This is a genomic window from Pseudomonas sp. ME-P-057 (assembly GCF_030208975.1).
Classification (GTDB): Bacteria; Pseudomonadota; Gammaproteobacteria; order Pseudomonadales; family Pseudomonadaceae; genus Aquipseudomonas; species Aquipseudomonas lutea.
In genome coordinates this window covers 66131-90304 of the sequence record NZ_JARVSX010000026.1, presented here as the reverse complement: position 1 = coordinate 90304, position 24174 = coordinate 66131, and the positions used below count along the sequence as shown (strand labels likewise).

Sequence of the window (24174 nt, the reverse complement as noted above, 5' to 3'; positions counted from 1 at the left end):
GTGTAGGAGCGCGCTTGCCCGCGAAGGCGTCCTTCCACGCGCTGCGTCTGCTGGGCCACGACACGCCGGTAATGCTCCACGGAGCGTTTCTGGAGGATGGCGGGCAAAGCTCCGCGCCGCCTCAACTCTGGCTGGCTGTTTTTCGGGCAGTGTCGATGTGTAGATCGTTCGCCACTGTGTCCACGCGGTCCCGCTGGCAGACAGACAGCCCTTGCAGCGTCTTGGCGTAGACCTCATCGGCGGTGTCTTTGAGCTGTTGCCATTCCGACAAGTCGATCACTTCGCGCAGCACTAACTCATCGGCCCGGTTGATCAGCGTCTGATAAAAATCGTCCGGGAGATCGAGCCGGTAGTTGTCGTCCTCAAGCAACAAGTGCCAGGCCCTGACTTCCCTCTCTTTGGTGGTATTGGTCATCGTTCGGCTCCTGGTTTCGTTTCAGGTCTGCATCCGAAAAGGTGCGGGCTTGAAACCCGCACCCTGGAGCAGCCCCTGCATCAATATCGGTAGACGGCCGCAGCGCCTGTCTCTGTCGGCATCAGCCGTTCAGGAGGCACGACCACCACCTCGCCGCCGCAGCGGATCACCGACAGGATCAACTCATCAAGCACGTCTTCCGACTCTGCCGACGCGTCGGGCTGCAGCACAACGTCGCCGCTTTCGGGGTTCAAACTGCCTTGCACCCAGCGCTCAGCCTCGACCAGCAGCAATGCGACCCTGCCCTCTGTAGCGGCGTGGGCGATCTCCGGCAACTCGCTGGCACTCTGGCGCTGCCCCACGGCGACACCGTAACGATTAAGTGCAGTGCTGAGGCGCTCATCGTGTCGCAGGCGCATCATCTCGCCGCACAGCGAACGAAGCTTGTCCGGTGCCAGGGTTGCGGGGTCTTTTTCAATCCCCGTCGGCAACAATGAAGGATTGCGGCTGACCGCTCTGAACACGGCCTGGTTCTCCGGCAAGGCGACCAGAATCAGCGGCAGCCCGGACAGGCTTGAGCAATGTTCCGTGATCTTGCGATCGACAATCCGGAAGAACCGCTCGCGGTCCAGATTGATCTCGTCCTGCTTACCGCCTCCGCCGGACTCATGCATCATCGGATCGCCACGCTCGCCGCCGCCGCTGAACCCATCCGGATGCCCCTGCTGGTTGCGTGGGGTCAGTTCATCGCCCAACGCCTGCTCAAGGGTGGTCGGTACGGCGTCCGGCAGCTGGATCTTTTGCAGGGTCTGCGCCGAGCCTTCGTACAGACACACGCTGTTTCTCGACAGGCACAGCACTTGATAGCGCTCGGTCATGGGCGCCAGTCGCAGTAAAGGCTTGAGATACGGGTGGCTGTTGACGACAGCGATTTCCGGCACGGGCTGCTGCAGCCCCACCACATGAAAATGTTCGAGGCCTCCAAAGACGGCGATTCCCTCCGGACAGCCATTCCAGAAGTCGTGGTCATCCACCAGCGCCTGGAAAGGCTCAAGCAGGGTGTCGGGGGCGATTTGCGGATAATGCTGCACCAGCGCGCCGCCCAACGTCTTGATGAGATTTTTGAAGCGGATCGGGTCTTGGGTGCGCTCCGGGAAAGTGCGGTGGGTGGGCATGTACACGCTCAAGTTCGGTCGGTCTGCCAATGCCAGCAGCGAACTCAGAGTCTGTTGGGTAAACGGTTGAATCGTGACCATAACGTACTCCTACGCTTTTACTCTTTTCCCAAATCCGCCTGTTTGGCCAGGAACTCGTCTTCCAGCATCGCGTCGATTTCGGCTGCGGAATCTTCCTGGACCGGTGGCGCCGTGAGGTGCCCTGTGGATTCAACTTTGGGGGACAGGCGGCCTACCAAATGGTCCAGCGCGTGGCTCATCTTGCGAGCAGCACCGGCAACTGCCAGATCAAGACTTTCTGCATGATGCGTGACCGACAGTGAGCTGTGCCCCTTGGGCCGCGCCTCGATCTGGCACCGTTTGTCCTGAGCGCCGGACTTCTGGGCATTGACGTCACCGACATGTATTTCAATACGGCTCAAAAGTTCGGTGTAGCGCTCCAGTTCATCGACCACTGCACTGCCGACCCACTCCTGAAGTTCGGCACTGCCTTCAATATGATTGCTGTCCACTTGAACTTGCATATATCCATCCTCCACGTCGATACAGAATGTGTCTGTTTGCCTGTAGAAGAGACTCGCGCGCATCAGTTCCTGACAACGAACACTTGGGCAACTGAGCGGTAGTTGCAGCGGTCTCGACTGTTAACTAACGAAGCGGTGTTTTATTCAGCCGTCCTGCGTTCCGTGGCAGTCGGCAGTGCGCGGTACGCAATAACCAACTCAACGCGCCGGCCCACTGGTCCTGCGGGCTTACTGATGAGCCCGCTGTTCGCTTACCCGCTGGGGCTGTTGATTAAGCCGAGCGGTGTTCACCGGCGGGTTTGTTTGAAACAACGCGGCAGTAAAGAGCGTCACGCTTTTCTTGACGCCGTTTTGTACATAGTGAAATTCGAAATGCGCTGGAATATTCATGAGCGTGCCCAACCACTTTTATTTTTTGTTCAACTCTTTTGAACGGACCTGCGGTTGTTCCTGAAAATCTACTGGTGCGACAGGCGGCAGCTCCCCCAATACTTCCCCGGCATTTGGACGCAACCTCTGTTCAGCGGACCGGTCCATGCTAAGTCACGACTTAGAGCAAGGTGTTTTTTCGATGAAATCAACCGTCGCCGCCTCAGGCTGGTCCCGGCGCTTCAAGCAGCAGCCACGTTTATGGACACTGACGTGCGCCTTCGCGGTAGGGGCTGTAATGCTGACGGTCTGGAGCGTCGTCAAAGCGGTGTTCCACACCGAGGGCCCATACGCCTGGTACGCCTTCGCGGGTGGGACCGGTGGCTTCATCGCCACGGCATTGGGTGCGGCCGTGGCGTTGGCCCTCAGGGAGATCTCGGCCAAGGTTCAGGACGTCATGCTGGGGTTTGCAGGCGGCATGATGCTCGCGGCGAGTACGTTCTCGCTGATTCTGCCCGGGCTTGAGGCCGCGAGAACCCATACCGACAGCGCGCCATTGGCGGCGTCAGTGGTGATCGCCGGGCTGGCATTGGGTGTGGCCTTGATGCTGGCGCTGGATAATCTGGTGCCGCACGAGCATGAAACCATTGGCCGGCAAGGGCCGACCTCCGAACGAATCCATCGGGTCTGGCTGTTCGTTCTGGCGATCACACTGCACAACTTGCCTGAAGGCATGGCCATCGGCGTCAGCCTGTCCAACGGTGACCTGGGCGTGGGTATCCCGTTGACGAGCGCGATTTTGTTGCAGGATATTCCTGAAGGGCTGGCGGTGGCGATGTCGCTGCGAGCCACCGGCCTTAGCGCGGGTAAAGCGGCGTTGGTCGCGATGGGCTCGGGGCTGATGGAGCCACTGGGTGCCATTATCGGCTTGGCAGCATCGACCGGCTTTGCCTGGTCCTATCCGGTCAGCATGGGGATCGCTGCGGGCGCGATGATCTTCGTCGTGTCCCACGAGGTCATCCCCGAAACTCACCGCAACGGTCACCAGACCCCAGCGACGCTGGGGCTGATGTTGGGGTTTGCAGTGATGATGTTCATGGACACTGCGCTGAATTGATCTGGAAAGCGGCCGCTGGAACCTTGCCTGGGAGCGGATGAGGGAGAACCTCATCCTGGCGGCCAGCAGCTTCCCGGCTGAAGCCCCACAAAACTGGTTGCAGAGAAGGTGAAGTCAGCGCCGGAAGTTGAATCGTTGTCGTACGGCAACGGTTTCAAAGTTCTGGTCCGCATCCGAATTGCGCGAAGCCAGTTCCAGTGCTTGTTGCCAATCAAGGGAAGGGTCTAGCCAGCGCATCGCGCTGTCACGGTCCAGAGCAAGCAGTTGCAAAGGCCCCAATGCGCCTCCACCCCCATACGTCACCAGCACCAGCCCGTTACACCCGCTCGGGGATTCGCTGACCTGCGCCAGAGCCGCAAGGTAAGTCGGCTCGCCGCCAACAGGTCGCTTGTAGGTGAAACGGCCCGCGCCAGTGCTCGTATTATCCAGGCTGAAATCAAACCAACCGTCCACTGCCACCACCGCACGGCCTGTGCTGCGCATGCGGTCGAATACTTTTGAACGCATGACGATTTCCAGCGGCAAATGCGTCAGCGGCGGCCGGGTGCCCATGCTCCAGACCGGGGACCATCCCCAGCGAACATGCTGGCAGCACAACTCGCCGTTTCTGTTCATTACCGCGGCCAATCGATGGTTTGGGCGAATGATGTGGTCATGGTCCCTGAGGTCCGGGCGGACACGGCTGCCTCCCGGCCCCACGCTTTCAAGGGGCTGCGTGCCCGTGAGTTCCGGAGGCCAGGCGCCATGCGCCAGGCAGTGAAGGTACGCGTCGGAAGAGTACAGCTGAGCAATGCATTCACACATATCGGACACCTGGCAGTTTGAAGGCGCTGCTGTTGTCCTCTTATCGCCAACCCCGTCGCCGGTTTTGCCAAGGCACAGAACAGCAGTGCGAAAATTCTCGTGCCCTCTTCTTTGTGAAGGGCTACGCAATTTCGAGCGGGGTACCCGAGCTGGGTTCGTCCGTGAAGGGTGCAAAGCCGACCAGCGGAACCTTCGTAATTTCAATCGCTTATGCATGTCTTCGTTTGGATCGGCAGTGTCGGCGCATGCACCTGAGTGAATGCAAAAAAGCGGGACCAACGCCAATGCACCGACTGTCGGCCAACGGCTCGCACGCGTTAAACCATTCGGTTTCAACCGCCCTCAACCCTTCAAGCTGATCACGCAGCGCTGCTGCCGGAGACGCGCGTAAGCGAGAGCGCTTTTTGAGCTCGACAGCCAATCCACTGACTTGAAGGAGCATAAAAAATGGATGAGGAAACCCTCAGAAAAACCGCCTATCGCATCTGGGAAGAACGAGGCCGGCCCGACGGCCAGGATTTTGAACACTGGCTACAGGCCAGGCAGGAATATGACGACAGCGGCAACGATGGTTTGCCGGGCTCTATTTCCAGCAGCGTGACGCCTCCGGGCGTCGGAGAGTCGCTGGACAACCTCAGCACCGATGCAACCCGCGCTGATACGCCCCCACACACAGGCGCCAGAAGCAAAGGCAAACGCACAACCAAAAGAAGCTAACGGATCTGCCGCTGGTCGCACGTCTGGGCCAACGGGTTTATCTCGCCAAGTTGTGTGTCATGCCAGCGCAGCGAACGATGCGATCTTTTTTCAGAGGAGGCTGACGTGGCCGATGTTCCAGACAGCGCCCGCTTCGACGAGTCCGTGCGACTGCTGATCGAGGGTTATGGGTTTATCTCGAAACGCTGCAAGGCGCTGCAAAGCGATGTCTTCCAGACGCGCCTGCTCGGCAGACGCACCCTGTGCATGAAAGGTGAACCTGCAGCGCAGCTTTTCTACGACGAAGCACGGTTCACCCGCGAAAAAGCCGCCCCCTTGCTGCTGCAAACGACCTTGTTGGGGCGAGGTGGTGTTCAGGCCCTGGACGGACAGGCGCATCGCGTGCGCAAGCGAATGTTTCTGTCGCTGCTCACTCAATCCGGGATCGACGCGTTGCTCGCACAGGCCGAGCGCGAGTGGGACAGTCGCATGCATGAGTTAACCACCGCGACAGATGCGCCCATCGATCTCTTCGTGGAGGTGCAGGCAATTTTCTGTAGGGCGGTGTGCGCCTGGGCGGGCATGCCGCTGCGGTCCGAGGATGTTGCGCCAGTGCGAGCAGACCTTGCTTCGTTGATCGACGGCGCAGGCAGTGTCGGCCCGCGCTACCTGCGCTCAGTGATTGCTCGTCGTCGCGCGGAGCGCTGGTGTGGCCGCTGGATAAAGCGCACTCGTGCCGGTGAATACGTGCCCGCTGCCGACAGCGCGCTTGCAGTGATCAGCGCCCATGTCGACGCGAATGGCCGGCCGCTGAGCGTCAAGACCGCGGCTGTAGAATTGCTTAACGTGCTGCGCCCAACGGTTGCGGTGGCGCACTTCGTGTTGTTTTGCGCGCTCAATTTGCGCTGGCACCCGGAGTGGAAAGACCGGCTCGTGGAACAGCCCCAGCTCGTCGAGCCCTTCGTTCAGGAAGTGCGCCGTCTTCACAGCTTCTTCCCCTTCGCGGCGGCTCGCGTACGGCAGACATTTTCCTGGCAAGGGTTGGAATTCAAAAAAGGCCGGCGCGTGCTGCTGGACCTGTTCGGCACCAATCGTGACGGCACGCTCTGGGCTGATGCAGAGCTGTTTCGCCCCGAGAGGTTCGTGCATAAAACACCCGGAGCGTTCGAGTTCATCACACAGGGCGGCGGCTCGCCCGAAGAAGGCCATCGCTGCCCCGGCGAGCGATTGACGATCGCACTGCTCAAGCTCACCACATTGAAGCTGGTCAACGATGTGGAATACAGCGATCACTCATTGCCTGCGGACATCGACTTGCGTCGCCTGCCGATGCTGCCAACGGATCGCTACTTGATCAAAGGTATTCGGGCCAGCCGCACCAGCGTCCATCCTGACTAGGCAACGTTTGCCGGCCGGCTCGCGTGTGCGCGTTTCGAAGGGCTGTAGCGGCGGTCTGCGTTTGATCACGCATCCAGCGACGCCGCCTGCAGGTCGCACAGTTCAGTCCGGTCGTGGCTGCACATGATTCGCAAGCCTTCCAGTTCGGTCAGCGCCAAGGCGCGCAGTCGGTTTTGCGTGGTGACGCGCGCCGCATGATCGTGGTCCATCATCCGTTGGTAGAACCTCAGCCCAGGCGGGCAATGACGGCTGGGCTTGTGCACTTCGTCGCGATGGAAGTAGGCATCTCCGGCGTGCAGTTTCCAGTGACCCTGATTGTTCACGGCGATGCCGGCATGGCCGGGGCTGTGGCCGGGCAGTGGCATCATCAAAATGTCCACGTCGCTGTCCAGAACCGGCCGAACGCTAGAGAAGCCATTCCACTGCTCGCCGCCGGGTTCGTAAAAACGCCAGTAGCGGCTGCGCTGCCATTGCGGCTCGCGGTAGCGACGGACCGCGCGCCAGTTGTCCAGCGTCTTGGCCGCCGTGTATTCGTTTTGCATCACATGAATCATGGCATCGGGAAAATCGCTCAGCCCGCCTGCGTGGTCGAAGTCCAGATGCGTCAGCACGATGTGGCGAACATCCGAGGGCTGGAACCCCAGTTGCCGAACATGCGCCATTGCCGTCAGCGAGTGCTTGAGTTTGATGTTGTTCAGGCGCCGAAAGAACGGCGCAATGCGGTCCGGATTGTCGACATCGGCGCTGCCGAACCCGGTGTCCACCAGGATCAGTCCGTCACGGTCGGTTTCTATCAGCCAACAGTGGCAGACCAAGTGGGCGAACAGCCCAGGCGTGCTCCCGTCAAACAAGCGTCCGCCAAAGGGACACATGCACCCGCAATCCAAATGATGAATGTTCATGATGAAGTCGCCTGCGCTGGAGATTCAAACCGTCAGGGTTGAGTGGCCAGATGCACGGAAAATTCGAACTGGCTTGACTGGATGACCCGTCGAGGTGCGGATGATTCAGCTTTTTGGCGCAGGCTTTCACGGACGGTTTTCATGTGTCCCAGAACGACTGGCCACAAACAGACTTACGCGGCCAGCGCCTGTGGCAAGCCGGGATCATTTAAGGCTCAGTGCGCTAACAGATGCTGCAAAAACAGCTCGCCTGCCGCCGACAGTCCAGCGCGCGAGCGCACGCAAACACTCAGTTCACGGCTCGCCCATTCGTCCTCGATCCGGATGATTTTCGCGCCGTTCAGGTGGTAAATACCTGCGCTGCCTTCGGGCATGATGCCAACGCCGATGCCCGCCTGCACCATCAGAAACAGCGCGTCGTAGCTGGCGACTTCCATGCGGATGCGCAATGAGCGACCCGCGTCGTTGGCGGCCTTGATGAGCTGGAAATTCAGATGGGTGCCACTGCGCAAGGCGACATACGCGTGGTCAAGGGTCTCGCTGAAGCGTACAGACTGACGCGCAGCGAGCGGGTGGTCAGCGGGCACGATTAGCACCAGTCGGTCGCGGCGAAACGGGAACACTTCAATGTCGGCCCCGTGGGGCAGTCGCGTGAAGATGCCCACCTCAGCACGGTTCTCGGCGACGGCTTTGGTGATCGCCAGGCTCTGTTGCTCCTCGATCACCACATTGATCAGCGGGTACAGCGCCATGAATGACTTGATCAAGCCAGGCAAGAATTGAGTGATGGCAGAGATGTTCGCGAGCACCTGCACTGACCCGCGTGTCCCGTTGGAGTAGTCGCGCATCTGCACGACGATGTCATTGAGGTTATTCAACGCACTGCGGGCCATGAACAGCAGTGACATGCCCGCGTCCGTGGGGGTGATGCCCTTGTTGGTGCGGTTGAGCAATCGGGAGTCGAGCAGGTCTTCCAGCTCGCTAAGTCTTTTGCTGACCGCCGCCGCTGCAATGTGCTCGCGCTTGGCCGCGGCGGCGATGGTGCCTTCTTCGACGACGCTGACAAACAGTCGCAACGAGACGGGGTCGAGCTTCATGTGGGATACCGGGCGTGCTGCCTGTGTGGCCGTCATAGTACCCCGTCGGACGTCGACTCAGAATGCGCCAGACAACAGATGCCCTGCGTTCGGAACCTGCGCCTTGAGGCCGAGCGTTTTGAGCATCTGGTAAACCGTGGCCACCGATGCCGACAGCACGGGCTTGTCGAGCCGGTCCTGTACGACCTGAATGGCTGGAAGCGAGGGCATCTGTACGCAGCACGACAGCACCACCCCGTCGGCTTGCCCGATGTTGAGCCGATTGGCGTGGGAAACCAGATCCATGGGGTCGAGCCTTCCGACCTGCAAATTGTCGGAAACCTCCAGGCTGATGGCGTCCACCACCTCGATTCCGGCCGCCTCGATGTAATCGATGACCTGCTGGGTAAGGGGCTTCATGTAAGGCGTGATGATCGCCACTTTCTTGTAGTCGAGCATGTGCAAGCTATCGATGAGCGCGCCGGCCGAGCTCAACACAGGGGCATCTGAGGCGTTACCGGCGACGGTCTTGCTCAACCGCGCTTGGGAAACCGAGTGATACCCGGCGCCCTGGCACATGATCGCCACCAGGCAGGCGTAAGCCATGACATCCACCCGTGCATCGCTCAGTTCCAGTGCGCAGCGGTCGCTGTCGATGTCCATCTTTTTCAGTTCTTCCGGGCTGACTTTCATCATGCGCATGCGTGACGAATGGAAGGTGAAATGCTCGTCCGGAAACAGGGAATAGCGAGACGTAAGCATCGCCGGGATCTCGGTTTCCATGGTGGTGTTTGAGCTGGGCACGATTTGGCCAATGCGGAAATGCTTCACAGGGTTTCTCCATTTCGCCAGACGGCGCGGGTCAAGTGCGACCCATGCTAGGAGCGGCCGGGTGAGGCGTATATCAGGGAATGGCGAGGCTGCCATCGCGGTGGGCGATGGCAGGCGGGTCAGGCCGATCACAGCAGATCACAGAGGTCACGCTAACCTCAATCGCCCTGTAGGAGCCGGCTTGCTGGCGAATGCGTCGTGTCAGTCGACACCTTCAGCGCTGAACCAGCGCGTTCGCCAGCAAGCCGGCTCCTACAGATCGCGTTTGCCGCAGAAGGATGTGTACGGCGGCAAACCCAGTGCAGGCGTTTGTCGCAGAAGGACGTGTACGGCGGCAAACCCGGTGTAGGCGTTTGCCTCAGAGGGGTGTGTACAGCGCAATCCCGATGCAGGAGCGCGCTATCACGACTACGCGTGAGAAAGCGCCTCGGTCGACGCAGGCGCTTGCGCCTTGTGATTGCCCAGCATCGCCCGTGGGATCGACAGAATCAGCCCGGCGCTGATGAACAAACAGGCCCCCAGCACGTAGGTGCCGTTGTTGATGTTGCCCGTCAGGTTTTCAGCGACAGCGGTGATCATCGAGCCCGTGAAACCCGACAGGTTACCGATGGCGTTGATCATGCCGATCCCCGCGGCGGCGGCGACACCCGACAAGACAGTCCCAGGCAAGGTCCAGTAGATCGGCATCAGGCTCAACACACCGGAGGCGGACACGCTGAGGAAGATGATCGACAGCACGACGTTGCTGGCGAAGTAGGCGCTGAGAATCAGGCCGATGCCGCCGATGATGGCTGGAATCGCTGCGTGCAGGCGCCGCTCGCCGGTCTTGTTGGAATGCCGCGCGTTGAGGGTCATGGCGATCACCGCGATGCCGTAGGGAATGGCGGTCAGCAGGCCGATGTCCAGCGGGTTGGAGACGCCGGCGCTTTTGATGATCGACGGCATCCAGAACGCCAGACCATAGAAGCCGGTGTTGAATGTCAGCAGTATCAGCACCAGCAGCCACACTCGCCCGTTGAAAAACACCTCGCGCAGGCTCGACGCCTTGCCCTTGCTGTCGCTTTCGAGATTGGCCTTGAGCATGGCCTTTTCCTGGGGAGAGAGCCATTTGGCAGCGTCGATGTTGTTGGCCATGAACGCCAGCACCACGAATGCCATCACCACCGAGGGGATGCCTTCGATGATGAGCAGCCACTGCCAGCCGGCCATGCCGTTGACGCCTTGCATATGGGTCATTAGCCAGCCGGAAATCACACCGCCCAAGGTCAGACTGATCGGCATTGCCATCAGGAAGCCTGCCATCACACGGCTTTGCCGACGTATTGGAAACCAGTAATTGAGGTAGAGAATTACGCCCGGAAAGAACCCTGCCTCACAGATGCCGAGCAAAAAGCGCAGCACGTAGAACATGGTTTCCGATTCGACATGGAAAAACTTTGCCAGCGGAACGGTGAAGGCGACCGCCATGGACACGATTGCCCAGCTGAGCATGATCCGGGCAATCCAGAAGCGAGCGCCGAAGCGATGCAAGAGAAGGTTGCTCGGGACTTCAAAGATGAAATAGCCCCAGAAAAACATGCTCGCGCCGAGGGCGTAGACGGTGTTGCTGAATTGCAGGTCGTTGAGCATGTCCAGCTTGGCAAAGCCGATGTTCACGCGGTCCAGGTAGGCGGCCATGTAGCACAGCAACAGAACCGGAAGGATGCGGAAAATGACTTTGCGATAAGTGCGGTCTTCAAAGCTGGCGTGCCCGGGCCCCGAGGACTCGGGCAGGCGATGGGAAGCGGTTTCCATGGTGGGACCTCCAGGCACTCGGACGCGCCTGTATTGTTGTTATGGAGGGTCGAAACACGGACGGATGTTACCGATAACAGGTTTGATTAGGATAATGACTTGTTTCCATTGATTGATAACGGTTGGTTATCGTAAGCAGGCACCAGTTGAGGGTGACGTCGCAGCCATTTGGTAGGGTGCAGGACGGTTGCAGAAGCGAGGGCAGCGCCACATCGAGTGCGGAAGCGCGCCCGCTTGAAGGGCGCGGTTGCTCGCGAAGGCGGTGGGTCCGTGGCTCATGTGGTGGGTGAAATATTTTTCGCGGGCAAGCGCGCTCCTACAGTTTATCGGGCAACCCCGGAGACCAGAGGCGTACGCAAATCTGTAGGAGCCGGCTTGCTGGCGAACGCGGTGGGTCAGGTTTATCGGGCAACCCCGGACCACATGCGTACGCAAATCTGTAGGAGCCGGCTTGCTGGCGAACCCGGCGGGTCAGGTCCTCCGATACCTCGGGCGGATATTTTTCGCGGGCAAGCGCGCTCCTACAGTTGATCGGGCAATCCTGGAAACCATCGGCATAACGTCGCCTGCCTGGGCGGTTTGCTGCGTATTAAAACCATCCCCGTCTGGCGAACTACCGACGCGCCAGGTGCGCGTTGGCGAGCAGTATCCCGGCGAATTCCGACGCAGCCCCGAGCAAGGGCTCGCCTCGGCGGGTCAGAATGCCGTAGTCCTGAGGCGCCAGTTTAAGGGGCGTGTTCAGCACTTTAAGCAGGCCAGAGTCCAGATGCGGCTGGGCCATGGACGCCGGTAGCATGGCGATCATGGGGCCGGCCTGTAGAACCTGTAAAAAGGTCTGCATCGAAATGGTGTCGATGGTGTTCGTCGGCGTAGCGATCCCGGCTTTGGCAAACGCCAGCTCCATCCGCGCGCGTATCGGCGTACCCAGCGGATAAAGAATCCACGGCCAGTTGCCCAGCTCCTGCAATGGGGTCTGCGCCAGTTCGGTCAGTGGATGACGACTGTTGACCACCATGCAGAACGGCTCCGGCGCCAGCGCCTGAAAGTCATACACCTGCTGCTGGTTCTCATGGGTATAGCGCGCCACTGCCAGGTCGAGTTTCTTGTCGTCGAGCATCTCCATCAGATGGTCGCTGGTTTGCTCCACCACCTCGATCGACAGCAGCGGCCAGCGCTGTTTCAACTGCACGATGGCTTCTGGCAGTACCACCGCGGTCGCTGCAAAGATCGCCCCCACTTTCAGAAAACCATGCCCGCCCTCGCGCAGGCTGCTGATTTGGTCAACGAACTTGCTCGCGTCATTCAGCGCGATTTGCGCGTAGCGCACCACGTGTTCGCCGAGCGCGGTCGGTGGCATGTTGCGCGGCAGACGCTCGAACACATCAAATCCCAGGAGCCGCTCGATCTCACGCAGCATTTTGCTCACCGCGGGCTGACTGAGGCTCATGTGCTGCGCGGCGGCGTGCATATTTCGGGTCCGCGCCAACGTTTCAATGAGCACGAGATGCTTGAACTTCAGCCAGTTACAGACAGTAGAAAAAGAAATGTCCGACACACGAGCGCCCTCCTTAAGCGATAACCTAGTGTTATCGATAATTGAGCAGATGTCATTGGAGTTTATCGCCAGCGCTGATTAGGGTCGTGATCAAAACCACAAAAATGTTCGAGGATGTCCCCATGCCTATCCAGCTCACACCTGAAAACACCCTCCCCGCCGACGGCCTGAACGGCACATTGATCGGCCGCGCGTGGGTGCCCGGTAAAGTCAGTGGTCCGTCGCCGGTGGTGTTGCGTAACGATGGCGTGTTCGATCTGTCGTCCAGCTTCGCCACCTTGAGCGAGTTGCTGGAGCTGGAATCCCCGCTTAACGCCGTGCGCGACGCACAAGGCACGCGCATCGCCAGCATCGAAGAATTACTGGCCAATTCGAGCACAACACCCGACGCCAACAAACCTTACTTACTGGCCCCGGCGGATTTGCAGGTCATCAAAGCCGCAGGCGTGACGTTCGCCGCGAGCATGATCGAGCGGGTCATCGAGGAGCAAGCCGCAGGCGATCCCGCAAAGGCCGAGAGCGTGCGCGCCATTGTGCAGAACGCCATTGGCGACAACCTGCGCGCGATCAAGCCGGGTTCGGAGCAAGCCAGCACGCTCAAGGCGCTGCTGATTGAGCAAGGCATGTGGTCGCAATACCTTGAGGTCGGCATCGGGCCAGACGCCGAAATCTTCACCAAAGCCCCGGTGTTGGCAGCGGTTGGCAGCGGCAGCCAGGTCGGCATTCATCCCAAATCCGAATGGAACAACCCTGAGCCGGAGGTCGTGCTTGCGGTCAACAGCGCCGGACAGATTCTCGGTGCGACGCTGGGCAATGACGTCAACCTGCGTGACTTCGAGGGCCGCAGCGCGCTTTTGCTGAGCAAGGCCAAGGACAACAACGCATCGTGCGCCATCGGCCCGTTCATTCGCCTGTTCGACGAGACGTTTTCCCTCGACGACGTGCGCAATTGCGTGGTCGATCTGCAGGTCAAGGGCGAAGACGGCTACGTGATGAAAGGCTCAAGCTCGATGGCGCAAATCAGTCGCGACCCGGCAGACATTGCTGGTCAGGCGCTTAACGCCAATCATCAATACCCCGACGGGTTCCTGCTGTTTCTAGGCACCCTCTTCGCCCCGACCGAAGACCGCGACCACGCTGGCGGCGGCTTCACCCACAAACTCGGCGATCAGGTCAGTATCAGCAGCAGCCTGTTCGGCAGCCTGCACAACGAAGTTACCCACAGCAGCGAAGCAGCGCCGTGGAAGTTCGGCGTCGGCGCACTGATGCGCAATCTTGCGGTGCGCGGCTTGTTGTAATCCTGAGCGATTGATGTGTCAGGCGGCGCAGTTCAGTCAGCTAGACCGCGGGTTCGCCAGCAAGCCGGCTCCTACAAAATCCGCGGCTCGCCAGTCCAGCGAGCCCTTTTTTGCAGGATCAGCCAAGCCGATGAATCGTTCGCCAGCACGCCGGATCCTACACAAACGCGTCCTGTCATCGCTGTTCACACCCCTAATTCCAAGAGAGACCCGAATCATGTCCGACACGCCTAAACGCCCCCTTCGCAGCCAGCAATGGTTCGATGACCCGGATCACGCCGACATGACGGCCTTGTACGTCGAGCGGTACATGAATTACGGCCTGACCCGCGAGGAGCTGCAATCGGGCCGGCCGATCATTGGCATCGCCCAGACCGGCAGCGACCTGGCGCCCTGCAACCGTCATCACCTGGAACTGGCGCAGCGGGTCAAGGCTGGCATCCGCGACGCAGGCGGCATTCCTATGGAGTTTCCGGTCCACCCGATGGCCGAGCAGACCCGCCGCCCCACCGCCGCCCTTGACCGCAACCTGGCGTACCTGGGGCTGGTCGAGATTCTTCACGGCTACCCCATTGACGGCGTGGTGTTGACCACCGGTTGCGACAAAACCACCCCGGCCTGCCTGATGGCAGCGGCGACCACTGACCTGCCGGCTATCGTCTTGTCCGGCGGGCCGATGCTGGACGGTCGTCACAAGGGCGAGTTGATCGGCTCCGGCACCGTGCTGTGGCATGCGCGCAACCTGCTGTCGGCGGGCGAGATCAATTACGAAGGCTTCATGGAAATGACCACGGCGGCATCACCATCGGTGGGCCATTGCAACACCATGGGCACCGCCCTTTCGATGAATGCACTGGCTGAAGCGCTGGGCATGTCGTTGCCAGGCTGCGCGAGCATTCCGGCGGCCTACCGCGAGCGTGGGCAGATGGCCTATATGACCGGCAAGCGGATTTGCGATCTGGTGCGCGAAGACGTGCGCCCTTCGCAAATCATGACCCGGGAAGCTTTCGAAAACGCGATTGCCGTTGCCTCGGCGCTGGGCGCCTCCAGCAACTGCCCGCCGCACCTCATCGCCATTGCCCGGCACATGGGCGTGGAGCTGAGCCTGGACGATTGGCAGCGCATCGGCGAAGACGTGCCACTGCTGGTCAACTGCATGCCAGCTGGTAAATACCTCGGCGAAGGCTTCCACCGCGCGGGCGGCGTCCCGGCGGTGATGCACGAGCTCCAAAAGGCCGGCAAGCTGCATGAAGCGTGCGGCTCAGTGTCGGGCAAAACCATTGGTGACATCGTGCGTAACGCGGTCGCCCATGACACTGACGTGATCCGCCCTTACGAAGACCCGCTCAAGCACCGCGCCGGTTTCATCGTGCTGAGCGGCAACTTTTTCGACAGCGCGATCATGAAGATGTCAGTGGTGGGCGAGGCTTTCCGCAAAACCTACCTGTCAGAGCCGGGCGCCGAAAACAGCTTCGAGGCGCGGGCCATTGTGTTCGAGGGCCCGGAGGACTACCACGCACGCATCAACGACCCTTCGCTGGAAGTCGACGAGCGTTGCATCCTGGTGATTCGTGGCGCGGGGACCGTTGGCTATCCCGGCAGCGCCGAGGTCGTGAACATGGCGCCGCCGTCTGCGCTGATCAAACAGGGCATCGACTCATTGCCGTGTCTGGGGGATGGACGGCAGAGCGGCACCTCCGCCAGCCCGTCGATTCTCAACATGTCACCGGAGGCGGCAATCGGCGGCGGTCTGGCGCTGCTTAAAACCAACGACCGCCTGCGTGTGGACCTGAACAACCGCAGCGTCAACGTGCTGGTCAGTGATGAAGAAATGGCTGAGCGCCGCGCGCAATTCGAACCGAAGATGCCTGCCTCGCAAACACCGTGGCAGGAGCTGTATCGCCAATTGGTGGGGCAGTTATCCACAGGCGGCTGTCTGGAGCCTGCGACCTTGCACCTTCGAGTGATCGCAAGAAGCGGCGAGCCGCGGCATTCGCATTGATGCCGTAACCTGTCGGCGGCCATCTGAATTGTGGGAGCGAGCTTGCTCGCGAAGATAGCCGCTGAGCTGCAAATTTCTCAGCGACTGGGATGCAGTCTTCGTGAGCAACCTCACTCCCACAAGGGCTACATTTGCTGAGCGATAGCGGGGCGGATGGACGACGAGGCGCAAGCATCTTCAACGCATCACAACAACACCGGCAACCCTTTCTCCATCTCGGCAAACCGGTTGCGCAGCAGCGAGTGCAACTGCTGCACCGCCGGTGAGAACTGCTTGCGGTGCGGGCAGACCAGATTGAGCGGGGTCGGCTCGCCCGGGTAATCGGGCAGCAACAGTTCCAGCCGTCCGGCGCGCACGTCTTCGCAGACATCCAGCCATGACTTGTATGCCACGCCCTGCCCGGCCACTGCCCAGCGCCTTACAAGATCGGCGTCATCGGTGAGCAATGGCCCCGACACCGAAAACACGCGCCCCCCAAGCCGCCATTTGTCGTACACCCGCCCGCCCAGGGTGAACAGCAAGCATTCGTGCCGCAGCAAATCGTCGGACACCATCGGCCGGCCTTTGCGCGCCAGGTACTCCGGCGAAGCGACCAGCACCCGCCGGTTCCAGGAGGCCAACGACAGCGCGATGTAATTGGCGTCCTCGATCACCCCGTAGCGAATGGCCACGTCCACTGGATCGCGGAACAGATCGGCGACTTGATCGGAGATGAACAGGCGCAAGCTCAGCGCCGGGTGCTGACTGCGAAACTCCGTGAGCCAGGGCAGCAGCAGGTTGCGCCCAAGGTCCGACGGAGCCGCCACTTGAAGCGTGCCCTGGAGTTCAGCACTCTCACGCCGCAGCTTTTCGCGACCGTCTTTCAGCGCATCAAGCACTGTCTGTGCGGTCGGCAGGTACTGCTCGCCCTCTGCGGTAAGACGCAAACTGCGCGTCGAGCGGGCAAACAGCCGGATATCCAGCTCGCGCTCGAGACGCTTGATGGCGGCGGCGACCTGGCCCGGCAACAGGTCCACTTCCCTCGCCGCATTGGAAAAACTGCCCAGCGCAGCGGTGCGGACGAACAGCGCAAGGTCATCAATGCGGACCATTTTCACTCCAGCCGTGAAAGTGTTCCCGGATTCTGCGGGTTTTTCTGCCTGACGAACAAGAACAAGATAGGTCCAACCTTGTTAACCCCATTTCATCCCATTCATAGAGATCACCATGAAAGCCATTGCATTCACCCAGCACGGCCTGCCCATCGAAGATCCCAATGCGCTGATCGACATGGACCTGCCCAAGCCGACACCCGGTCCCCGTGATCTGCTGGTCGAAGTCAGAGCGATTTCGGTGAATCCGGTCGATACCAAAATTCGCGCCGGCTCTGCTGCCACCGAACCCAAAGTGGTCGGGTGGGACGCTGTCGGTGTGGTCCGCGAAACCGGCAACGAGGTGACGTTGTTCAAGGTGGGCGATGAAGTGTTCTACGCCGGTTCCATTGCCCGCCCGGGCAGCTACAGCGAATTCCACCTGGTCGATGAGCGCATCGTCGGGCACAAGCCAAAAACACTCGACGACGCCCACGCCGCCGCACTGCCGCTGACGTCGATCACCGCCTGGGAATTGCTCTTCGATCGGCTGGGCGTCGCGCAAGGCGGTGGCGAAGGTGAAAGTCTGCTGATCATCGGTGCCGGTGGTGGCGTCGGATCGATCCTGGTGCAACTGGCGCGTCAGTTGACCAAGCTGACCGTAATCGGCACCGCATCGCGCCCGGAAACCCGCGAGTGGGTCCAAAGTTTGGGCGCTCATCACGTCATCGACCACAGTCAGCCACTGGTGGAGCAATTGGAGCAGATTGGCGTCGGCCAAGTGAGCCACGTCGCCAGCCTGACCCACACCGACACCTACTTCACTCAGCTCATCGAAGCCCTCAAGCCGCAAGGCCAGCTGGCGCTGATCGATGATCCAAAAGCCCTCGACGTCGTGCCGATGAAGCGCAAGGCGCTGTCGCTGCACTGGGAGCTGATGTTCACTCGTTCGCTGTACGAAACGCCGGACATGATCGCTCAGCACGAACTGCTCAACCGTGTCGCCGAACTGATTGATCAAGGCGTGCTGAAGACCACCCTCGGTGAACACTTCGGTGCCATCAACGCTGCAAACCTGCGCCGCGCCCATGCCGTGATCGAAAGCGGCAAGGCCCGAGGCAAGATCGTCCTCGAAGGTTTCTCGGCCTGATCATATTTTTTGAATGGCCTGCCGCGGCAGGCCTGGAGTTCGCTTATGTCCGCTAAACACAACATCCTCTGGTCGACGCTGGCGCTTTCAGTCGCTCTGATCAGCCAGAACAGCTCGGCCGCTGCAGTAGCCGCCAGCGCTTCACCCTTCCCCGCCAACGCTCCGGCAGAGAAAACCATCGGTCAGCTGGAACAGGTGTTCACCTTCCATGACGCGATGCCAACGGGCGTGACGGTCACGGAGACCGGGCGCATCTTCGTCAATTTCCCGCAGTGGGGCGATGACGTGGCGTTTACCGTCGGTGAAATACGCGACGGCAAAGTGGTCGCTTACCCCGACGCGTCCTTCAACAAGGCGGACCCTAAAGATCCGGCCAAGGGGCTGATCAGCGTACAGAGCGTGGTTGCCGACGGACAAGGCCGCGTCTGGTTGCTGGACACCGCTGCGCCGAATTTCGCAGCGCCCAAAGCCGGGGGCGCCAAGCTGGTCGCGGTGGACCTTGCCACGAACAAAGTGGTGAAGACCCTGGTCTTCCCGGCCAACGTCATCTTGCCGAGCACCTACGTCAATGACATGCGCTTTGATTTCCGTACCGGCAAGGAAGGCACGGTGTACGTGACCGACTCATCGGTCTCGGGCCCCGGCGCGATCATCGTCATGGACATCGCCAGCGGCAAAGCGATCCGGCGCTTGAGCGGGGCAAAATCCACGTCGGTGGACCCAACGTTCGTCCCGGTGGTGGAGGGTCAGGCCGCGCTGGTCAGCAAAGGTCCTGACGGCAAGCCCAAGACACTGGGCGTGGCATCGGATGGCATCGCCCTGTCGCCTGACGGCAATACGCTGTATTTCAGCCCACTCTCCAGCCGCCACTTGTTCGCGGTACCGACGGCTCTGTTGCGCGATGCAAAGGTCAGCGAGGCGCAACTGAGCGCTGCGGTCAAAGACCTCGGCGAGAAAGGCGCCTCCGACGGTCTGGAAGCGGACGCCAACGGCGCGGTGTACGCCGGCGACTACGAGCATAACGGCATCCGCAAACGCCTTGCCGACGGCAGCTGGCAGACCATCGTCCACGACCCCCGAGTGCTTTGGCCTGACACCTTGTCGGTGGGCCCGGACGGCTATCTGTATTTCACTGCCAACCAGTTGCAGCGCCAGGCCGGCTTCCATGACGGCAAGGACCTGCGCGAGAAACCTTACAGCCTGCTGCGGGTGAAGATCGACGCCGCGCCAGCCCCCACTCGCTGATCTCATCGTTTAATTTCGGAGCTCCATCATGCAGATGACCGCCCTTGCAAAATCGCGCTACACCACCAAAGCGTTCGACGCTTCACGCAAGATCCCTCAGGAAACAATCAACGAGCTGCTCGATCAACTGCGTCACAGCCCGTCATCGGTGAATTCACAGCCCTGGCATTTTGTCGTTGCCTCTGACGAGCAGGGCAAGGCGCGTGTGGCCAAGTCCGCTGAAGGCGCATTTGCCTACAACGAAGCGAAAATGCTCAACGCCTCGCACTTGATCGTCCTGTGCACGCTCACCGAAATGCCGGAGTCGCACCTGCAAGCGCTGCTGGCGCAGGAAGCACTCGACGGGCGTTTTGCCAGTGACGAGGCCAAAGCCGGTCAAGACAAGACCCGGCGCGGCTATGTGAGCATGCACAAGTACGATCAGAAAGACGTGCAGCACTGGATGGAGAAGCAGACCTATCTGGCGCTGGGCACTTTATTGCTGGGCGCCGCATCGCTGGGCCTGGACGCTACGCCCATGGAAGGCTTCGACTTCAAAAAGCTCGACGAAGAACTGGGCTTGCGGGACAAGGGATTTACCAGTTTGGTGGTGGTCAGCCTGGGCTATCGCAGCGACAGCGACTTCAACGCCAAACTGCCAAAATCACGCCTGCCGGCCGAGGCGGTGTTTACGTTTATCTGATCGCAATCTTCCGCGTCGCGGTGTCGGCTTGCTGGCGAACGGGTTCGGTCAGATGAATTTCCATTTGCTGACCAGGCGCTTTCGCCAGCAAGCCGGCTCCTACGGATGGTGTGTCAGGCCGCGCATTGGGGGCTGAAGATAGACCCTCGCATGGCCGCAACTGCCGCAACCACGCTGGCTCGGACAACACGCGGTGCATGCCCTGGCACATGACCTGTAGGAGCCGGCTTGCTGGCGAACGGGTTCGGTCAGATAAATTTCCGTTTGCTGACACGACGCTTTCGCCAGCAAGCCGGCTCCTACGGATGGTGTGTCAGGCCGCGCATTGGGGGTGGAACACAACCTTCGGATGGCCGCACCTGGCGCAACAACGCTGGCTCGGACAACACGCGGTGCATGCCATGGCTCCTACGGGCCGGGTGTCAGGCGGCGCATTGAGGGTGGAAGATAACCTTCGCATGACCGCACCTGGCGCAACAACGCTGGCTCGGACAACACGCGGTGCATGCCCTGGCACATGACCTGTAGGAGCCGGCTTGCTGGCGAACGGGTTCGGTCAGATGACTTTCCGCTTGCTGACACAGCGCATTCGCCAGCAAGCCGGCTCCTACGGGCCGGGCGTCAGGAAATTTCCATTTCCTGACCCCCGCCTTTGCCAGCAAGCCTGTTGCCAGGGATCGTGCCTCACCTTCTCATTTGCCCCGATGCCTGAGCTCTGCTAGTGTCCTGCCGGTTTAACGTCTACCGGGATAGCCGCCATGGCCCGCAAGAAAGCTGCACTGGATTTCGAACAGTCCCTCACGGATTTGCAAGTGCTCGTCGAGCGTCTGGAGAACGGCGAGCTGTCGCTCGAAGACTCGCTCACCGCTTTCGAACAAGGCATCCGCCTGACGCGAGAGTGTCAAAGTGCGCTGGCCCAGGCTGAGCAAAAGGTTCAGGTACTGCTGGAGCGGGACGGCGAATTGGCCGAAGAGCCATTCGAAGCGGATCAGCCGGAATGATCGCGGCGTATCAGGCCCTCTGCCAAGCGCGCGTCAATGCGGCGCTGGAGACCCTGTTCAACGCGCCCGCCCCCGAACTCACCCGTCTTTATGACGCCATGCGCTACAGCGTGACCAATGGCGGAAAACGCGTGCGCCCGCTGCTGGTCTACGCCGCCTGCGAAGCTCTGGGCGGCAATGCCGAACACGCAAACGGCGCGGCCTGCGCGGTCGAGTTGATCCACGCATATTCGCTGGTACACGATGACTTGCCGGCCATGGACGACGATGATTTGCGTCGCGGCCTGCCGACCACCCACAAGGCCTTCGACGAAGCCTGCGCCATTCTCGCTGGCGATGGCCTTCAGACGCTGGCTTTCAGCGTGCTGACTGATAAACAGCTGACACCCCAAGACGCCGACACCCGCCTGAAAATGGTCGCCGCCCTCGCCCACGCCGCAGGACCTGCCGGTATGGTCGGCGGCCAGGCCATCGACCTGGGCTCGGTGGGACTCAAACTCGATCAGACGGCGTTGGCGTTCATGCACCGGCACAAGACCGGCGCATTGATCGAAGCCAGTGTCAGGCTCGGCGCTTTGGCCAGCGGCAACCCGACGCAGGTCCAGCTCGATTCCCTGCAGATCTACGCCCGTGCCGTGGGTTTGGCCTTCCAGGTGCAGGACGACATTTTGGACGTCGAGAGCGATACCGCGACGCTTGGCAAACGCCAGGGCGCCGATATCGCACGCGACAAGCCGACTTATCCGGCGCTGCTGGGTCTGGAAGAAGCCAAGCATTACGCGCTCGAATTGCGTGATCAGGCCCTCGCTGCGCTACGACCATTCGACGATGGCGCCGAGCCGCTGCGAGCCTTGGCGCGTTATATCGTCGAACGCCGCAACTGAGCGCAGGTCATAGGACTTGACGGGCACAAACAGCACATCGCTGCTGCCCGTTCCCTTCGGCAATCGTTGCCTGTGAACATCGCAATGCTGCACATCGTGCGCAGCCTGCAATGCATCAGGTAAACTGCCGCCTCTTTTACTTATAACGATTCGCCTGATGCCCACGACGTTCAAAGAGATTCCCCGCGAGCGCCCGTCCACGCCTCTGCTCGACAAGGCAGTGACGCCGGACGGCCTGCGCCGGTTAGGTGAAGCAGAGCTTGAAGCCCTGGCCGACGAACTGCGCCTGGAGCTGCTCTATACCGTTGGCCAGACCGGCGGTCACTTCGGCGCAGGCCTTGGTGTCATTGAGCTGACCGTAGCGCTGCACTACGTCTTCGATACCCCCGACGACCGGCTGGTCTGGGACGTCGGTCATCAAGCGTACCCGCACAAAATCCTTACAGGCCGTCGCGAGAATATGTCGACCCTGCGCCAGAAAGGCGGAGTGGCGGCATTCCCGCGTCGCAGCGAGAGTGAGTACGACACCTTCGGCGTCGGCCACTCCAGCACGTCTATCAGTGCAGCGCTGGGCATGGCAGTTGCGTCCCGGTTGCAGGGCAGCGAGCGCAAGTCGATTGCCGTGATCGGCGACGGCGCACTGACTGCCGGCATGGCTTTCGAAGCGCTGAACCACGCGCCCGAAGTCAACGCCGACATGCTGGTGATCCTCAACGACAACGACATGTCTATCTCGCGCAATGTGGGCGGGCTGTCCAATTACCTGGCGAAAATCCTTTCGAGTCGCACGTACAGCAGCATGCGCGAGGGCAGCAAGAAGGTGCTGTCGCGTCTGCCCGGCGCGTGGGAAATCGCTCGTCGTACCGAGGAATACGCCAAAGGCATGTTGGTCCCCGGCACCTTGTTCGAAGAGCTGGGCTGGAACTACATCGGCCCGATCGACGGCCACGACTTGCCGATCCTGATCGCCACGTTGCGCAACATGCGTGATCTGAAAGGCCCGCAATTTCTGCACGTGGTTACCAAAAAGGGTAAAGGCTTCGCGCCGGCCGAGGTGGACCCGATTGGCTATCACGCGATCACCAAACTGGACCCGTTGAACGCTCCGGTTTTGCCTAAAAAAGCCGGCGGGCCCAAGTATTCGGGCGTCTTCGGGCAATGGCTGTGCGACATGGCCGAGGCTGACGAGCGCGTGGTGGGCATCACGCCCGCCATGAAGGAAGGCTCCGATCTGGTTGCGTTCAGTGAGCGGTTCACCGATCGGTATTTCGACGTGGCCATCGCCGAGCAGCACGCCGTTACACTGGCGGCGGGTATGGCCTGCGAGGGCGCCAAGCCGGTCGTTGCGATTTACTCGACCTTCCTGCAGCGCGGCTACGACCAGTTGATCCACGACGTTGCGGTGCAGAACCTGGACGTGCTGTTCGCCATCGACCGAGCAGGCCTCGTCGGGGAAGACGGTCCGACCCATGCCGGCAGTTTCGATCTCTCTTACCTGCGCTGCATCCCCGGCATGCTGATCATGACGCCGAGCGATGAAAACGAGCTGCGCAAAATGCTCACCACCGGCCACCTATTCAAAGGCCCTGCGGCTGTGCGTTATCCGCGCGGTAATGGCCCGAATGCCGTCATCGAAAGCGGACTCGATCCGCTGGAAATCGGCAAGGGCGTGGTTCGCCGCACTGGCAGCAAGATCGCCATTCTGGCATTCGGCGTACAGCTGACCGAGGCAATGCTCGTCGCAGACAAGCTCGATGCGACCGTGGTAGATATGCGTTTCGTCAAACCACTGGACGAGGCACTGGTGATTGAAATGGCCAGCAGCCACGACTTGTTGGTCACTGTGGAAGAGAACGCCATCATGGGCGGCGCGGGTGCGGCAGTCAGCGAGTTTCTGGCTCGGGAAAACATCCTGAAATCAGTGCTGCATCTGGGTCTTCCGGATGCCTACGTCGAACACGCCAAACCGGCGCAGATGCTTGCAGAATGCGGGCTGGATGCTGCCGGTATCGAAGCTTCGATCAATCAACGCCTGCTCAAAATGTAGTATTTGCCGACAAAGCCCACTCCTGACGCAGCGATGCTGGGGCGGGAGTGGGCTTTTTTGCGAAGCGATATACCTGCCGCCACGTCGTAAGCCGATAAGACGCCTTCGCGGGCAAGCGCGCTCCTACTGTTGCTTGTCG

General features: G+C 60.7%; 21 protein-coding genes and 1 pseudogene. 12 read left to right on the top strand and 10 right to left on the bottom strand.

What is annotated here, in order from left to right; genetic code table 11:
* Window positions 1-121: 121 nt before the first annotated feature.
* From QRN48_RS14870 to QRN48_RS14860, 3 genes are all read right to left on the bottom strand, one after another.
* Complete coding sequence (locus tag QRN48_RS14870) at window positions 122-415, bottom strand: hypothetical protein (RefSeq protein WP_191945638.1); 294 nt, start codon at window positions 413-415, stop codon at window positions 122-124.
* An 80-nt stretch (window positions 416-495) separates the two neighbouring features.
* A complete protein-coding gene (locus tag QRN48_RS14865; RefSeq protein ID WP_285351384.1) occupies window positions 496-1671 on the bottom strand; it encodes a baeRF3 domain-containing protein in 1176 nt (391 codons plus the stop codon).
* Window positions 1672-1688: 17 nt separating this feature from the next.
* On the bottom strand, window positions 1689-2114 hold the full coding sequence (locus QRN48_RS14860) for an HPF/RaiA family ribosome-associated protein (protein ID WP_191945686.1): 426 nt from the start codon (window positions 2112-2114) through the stop codon (window positions 1689-1691).
* Between the two features lie 234 nt (window positions 2115-2348).
* On the opposite strand from QRN48_RS14860, the gene QRN48_RS14855 reads away from it, so the two are divergent.
* On the top strand, window positions 2349-2546 hold the full coding sequence (locus tag QRN48_RS14855) for a hypothetical protein (protein ID WP_285351383.1): 198 nt from the start codon (window positions 2349-2351) through the stop codon (window positions 2544-2546).
* A 298-nt stretch (window positions 2547-2844) separates the two neighbouring features.
* Window positions 2845-3600 (top strand): annotated as a pseudogene (locus QRN48_RS14850) (ZIP family metal transporter); the annotation flags it as partial.
* A gap of 114 nt (window positions 3601-3714) precedes the next feature.
* Here QRN48_RS14850 and QRN48_RS14845 read toward each other — a convergent pair.
* Window positions 3715-4404, bottom strand: coding sequence for an SOS response-associated peptidase family protein (locus QRN48_RS14845; protein WP_350310430.1), 690 nt, complete (start codon window positions 4402-4404; stop codon window positions 3715-3717).
* Between the two features lie 447 nt (window positions 4405-4851).
* Between QRN48_RS14845 and QRN48_RS14840 the strand changes: the two genes are divergently transcribed.
* Both QRN48_RS14840 and QRN48_RS14835 read left to right on the top strand, forming a co-directional pair.
* Complete coding sequence (locus tag QRN48_RS14840; RefSeq protein ID WP_285351377.1) at window positions 4852-5121, top strand: DUF2934 domain-containing protein; 270 nt, start codon at window positions 4852-4854, stop codon at window positions 5119-5121.
* Window positions 5122-5226: 105 nt separating this feature from the next.
* Window positions 5227-6498, top strand: a complete 1272-nt coding sequence (locus tag QRN48_RS14835; protein WP_285351376.1) for a cytochrome P450 — start codon at window positions 5227-5229, stop codon at window positions 6496-6498.
* Window positions 6499-6563: 65 nt separating this feature from the next.
* On the opposite strand, the gene QRN48_RS14830 is transcribed toward QRN48_RS14835, so the two are convergent.
* The 5 genes from QRN48_RS14830 to QRN48_RS14810 form a co-directional block, all read right to left on the bottom strand.
* Window positions 6564-7400, bottom strand: coding sequence for an MBL fold metallo-hydrolase (locus QRN48_RS14830; RefSeq protein ID WP_285351374.1), 837 nt, complete (start codon window positions 7398-7400; stop codon window positions 6564-6566).
* Window positions 7401-7615: 215 nt separating this feature from the next.
* Entirely contained in the window at window positions 7616-8497 is an 882-nt protein-coding gene (locus QRN48_RS14825; RefSeq protein ID WP_285351372.1) for a LysR family transcriptional regulator, read from the bottom strand.
* A 57-nt stretch (window positions 8498-8554) separates the two neighbouring features.
* A complete protein-coding gene (locus QRN48_RS14820) occupies window positions 8555-9307 on the bottom strand; it encodes a maleate cis-trans isomerase family protein (RefSeq protein ID WP_285351370.1) in 753 nt (250 codons plus the stop codon).
* 408 nt (window positions 9308-9715) lie between these two features.
* Entirely contained in the window at window positions 9716-11101 is a 1386-nt protein-coding gene (locus QRN48_RS14815) for an MFS transporter (protein ID WP_052075361.1), read from the bottom strand.
* A 613-nt stretch (window positions 11102-11714) separates the two neighbouring features.
* Window positions 11715-12656 (bottom strand): LysR family transcriptional regulator, encoded by a 942-nt coding sequence (locus QRN48_RS14810; protein WP_191945630.1) that lies wholly within the window; start codon window positions 12654-12656, stop codon window positions 11715-11717.
* Window positions 12657-12778: 122 nt separating this feature from the next.
* On the opposite strand from QRN48_RS14810, the gene QRN48_RS14805 reads away from it, so the two are divergent.
* Together QRN48_RS14805 and QRN48_RS14800 are read left to right on the top strand one after the other, a co-directional pair.
* Window positions 12779-13954: a fumarylacetoacetate hydrolase family protein gene (locus QRN48_RS14805; protein ID WP_285351369.1), complete on the top strand. Its 1176-nt coding sequence runs from the start codon at window positions 12779-12781 to the stop codon at window positions 13952-13954.
* A 217-nt stretch (window positions 13955-14171) separates the two neighbouring features.
* Complete coding sequence (locus tag QRN48_RS14800) at window positions 14172-15956, top strand: IlvD/Edd family dehydratase (RefSeq protein ID WP_037017843.1); 1785 nt, start codon at window positions 14172-14174, stop codon at window positions 15954-15956.
* Between the two features lie 185 nt (window positions 15957-16141).
* Here the strand turns inward: QRN48_RS14800 and QRN48_RS14795 are convergent, their stop codons facing one another.
* Complete coding sequence (locus tag QRN48_RS14795; protein WP_285351366.1) at window positions 16142-17047, bottom strand: LysR family transcriptional regulator; 906 nt, start codon at window positions 17045-17047, stop codon at window positions 16142-16144.
* A 115-nt stretch (window positions 17048-17162) separates the two neighbouring features.
* Here QRN48_RS14795 and QRN48_RS14790 point away from each other — a divergent pair, with 115 nt between their 5' ends.
* The 6 genes from QRN48_RS14790 to dxs all read left to right on the top strand — a co-directional run bounded on the left by QRN48_RS14790 (window position 17163) and on the right by dxs (window position 24035).
* The gene (locus QRN48_RS14790) at window positions 17163-18176 is read left to right on the top strand and encodes a zinc-binding alcohol dehydrogenase family protein (protein ID WP_285351364.1); all 1014 of its coding nucleotides are present in this window, start codon (window positions 17163-17165) and stop codon (window positions 18174-18176) included.
* A gap of 45 nt (window positions 18177-18221) precedes the next feature.
* A complete protein-coding gene (locus QRN48_RS14785; RefSeq protein ID WP_285351363.1) occupies window positions 18222-19421 on the top strand; it encodes an L-dopachrome tautomerase-related protein in 1200 nt (399 codons plus the stop codon).
* Between the two features lie 28 nt (window positions 19422-19449).
* Entirely contained in the window at window positions 19450-20103 is a 654-nt protein-coding gene (gene nfsB, locus QRN48_RS14780; protein WP_285351361.1) for an oxygen-insensitive NAD(P)H nitroreductase, read from the top strand.
* Window positions 20104-20861: 758 nt separating this feature from the next.
* Window positions 20862-21104 carry an exodeoxyribonuclease VII small subunit gene (locus QRN48_RS14775; RefSeq protein WP_037017828.1) on the top strand — a complete coding sequence of 81 codons (243 nt, stop codon included), beginning with the start codon at window positions 20862-20864 and terminating at the stop codon, window positions 21102-21104.
* Window positions 21101-21988: a (2E,6E)-farnesyl diphosphate synthase gene (gene ispA / locus QRN48_RS14770; protein ID WP_285351358.1), complete on the top strand. Its 888-nt coding sequence runs from the start codon at window positions 21101-21103 to the stop codon at window positions 21986-21988. The genes QRN48_RS14775 and ispA overlap by 4 nt, the downstream gene beginning before the upstream one ends.
* Before the next feature lie 157 nt (window positions 21989-22145).
* Window positions 22146-24035: a 1-deoxy-D-xylulose-5-phosphate synthase gene (gene dxs / locus QRN48_RS14765; protein WP_285351356.1), complete on the top strand. Its 1890-nt coding sequence runs from the start codon at window positions 22146-22148 to the stop codon at window positions 24033-24035.
* The last annotated feature ends 139 nt before the right edge of the window (window positions 24036-24174 follow it).

Excerpts from the sequence above, each read along its gene's own strand:
- QRN48_RS14870 (WP_191945638.1), bottom strand. The coding sequence starts at position 415 with ATGACCAATACCACCAAAGAGAGGGAAGTCAGGGCCTGGCACTTGTTG.
- QRN48_RS14865 (WP_285351384.1), bottom strand. The coding sequence starts at position 1,671 with ATGGTCACGATTCAACCGTTTACCCAACAGACTCTGAGTTCGCTGCTG.
- QRN48_RS14860 (WP_191945686.1), bottom strand. The coding sequence starts at position 2,114 with ATGCAAGTTCAAGTGGACAGCAATCATATTGAAGGCAGTGCCGAACTT.
- QRN48_RS14855 (WP_285351383.1), top strand. The coding sequence starts at position 2,349 with ATGAGCCCGCTGTTCGCTTACCCGCTGGGGCTGTTGATTAAGCCGAGC.
- QRN48_RS14845 (WP_350310430.1), bottom strand. The coding sequence starts at position 4,404 with ATGTGTGAATGCATTGCTCAGCTGTACTCTTCCGACGCGTACCTTCAC.
- QRN48_RS14840 (WP_285351377.1), top strand. The coding sequence starts at position 4,852 with ATGGATGAGGAAACCCTCAGAAAAACCGCCTATCGCATCTGGGAAGAA.
- QRN48_RS14830 (WP_285351374.1), bottom strand. The coding sequence starts at position 7,400 with ATGAACATTCATCATTTGGATTGCGGGTGCATGTGTCCCTTTGGCGGA.
- QRN48_RS14825 (WP_285351372.1), bottom strand. The coding sequence starts at position 8,497 with ATGAAGCTCGACCCCGTCTCGTTGCGACTGTTTGTCAGCGTCGTCGAA.
- QRN48_RS14815 (WP_052075361.1), bottom strand. The coding sequence starts at position 11,101 with ATGGAAACCGCTTCCCATCGCCTGCCCGAGTCCTCGGGGCCCGGGCAC.
- QRN48_RS14805 (WP_285351369.1), top strand. The coding sequence starts at position 12,779 with ATGCCTATCCAGCTCACACCTGAAAACACCCTCCCCGCCGACGGCCTG.
- QRN48_RS14800 (WP_037017843.1), top strand. The coding sequence starts at position 14,172 with ATGTCCGACACGCCTAAACGCCCCCTTCGCAGCCAGCAATGGTTCGAT.
- QRN48_RS14795 (WP_285351366.1), bottom strand. The coding sequence starts at position 17,047 with ATGGTCCGCATTGATGACCTTGCGCTGTTCGTCCGCACCGCTGCGCTG.
- QRN48_RS14790 (WP_285351364.1), top strand. The coding sequence starts at position 17,163 with ATGAAAGCCATTGCATTCACCCAGCACGGCCTGCCCATCGAAGATCCC.
- QRN48_RS14785 (WP_285351363.1), top strand. The coding sequence starts at position 18,222 with ATGTCCGCTAAACACAACATCCTCTGGTCGACGCTGGCGCTTTCAGTC.
- nfsB (WP_285351361.1), top strand. The coding sequence starts at position 19,450 with ATGCAGATGACCGCCCTTGCAAAATCGCGCTACACCACCAAAGCGTTC.
- QRN48_RS14775 (WP_037017828.1), top strand. The coding sequence starts at position 20,862 with ATGGCCCGCAAGAAAGCTGCACTGGATTTCGAACAGTCCCTCACGGAT.
- ispA (WP_285351358.1), top strand. The coding sequence starts at position 21,101 with ATGATCGCGGCGTATCAGGCCCTCTGCCAAGCGCGCGTCAATGCGGCG.
- dxs (WP_285351356.1), top strand. The coding sequence starts at position 22,146 with ATGCCCACGACGTTCAAAGAGATTCCCCGCGAGCGCCCGTCCACGCCT.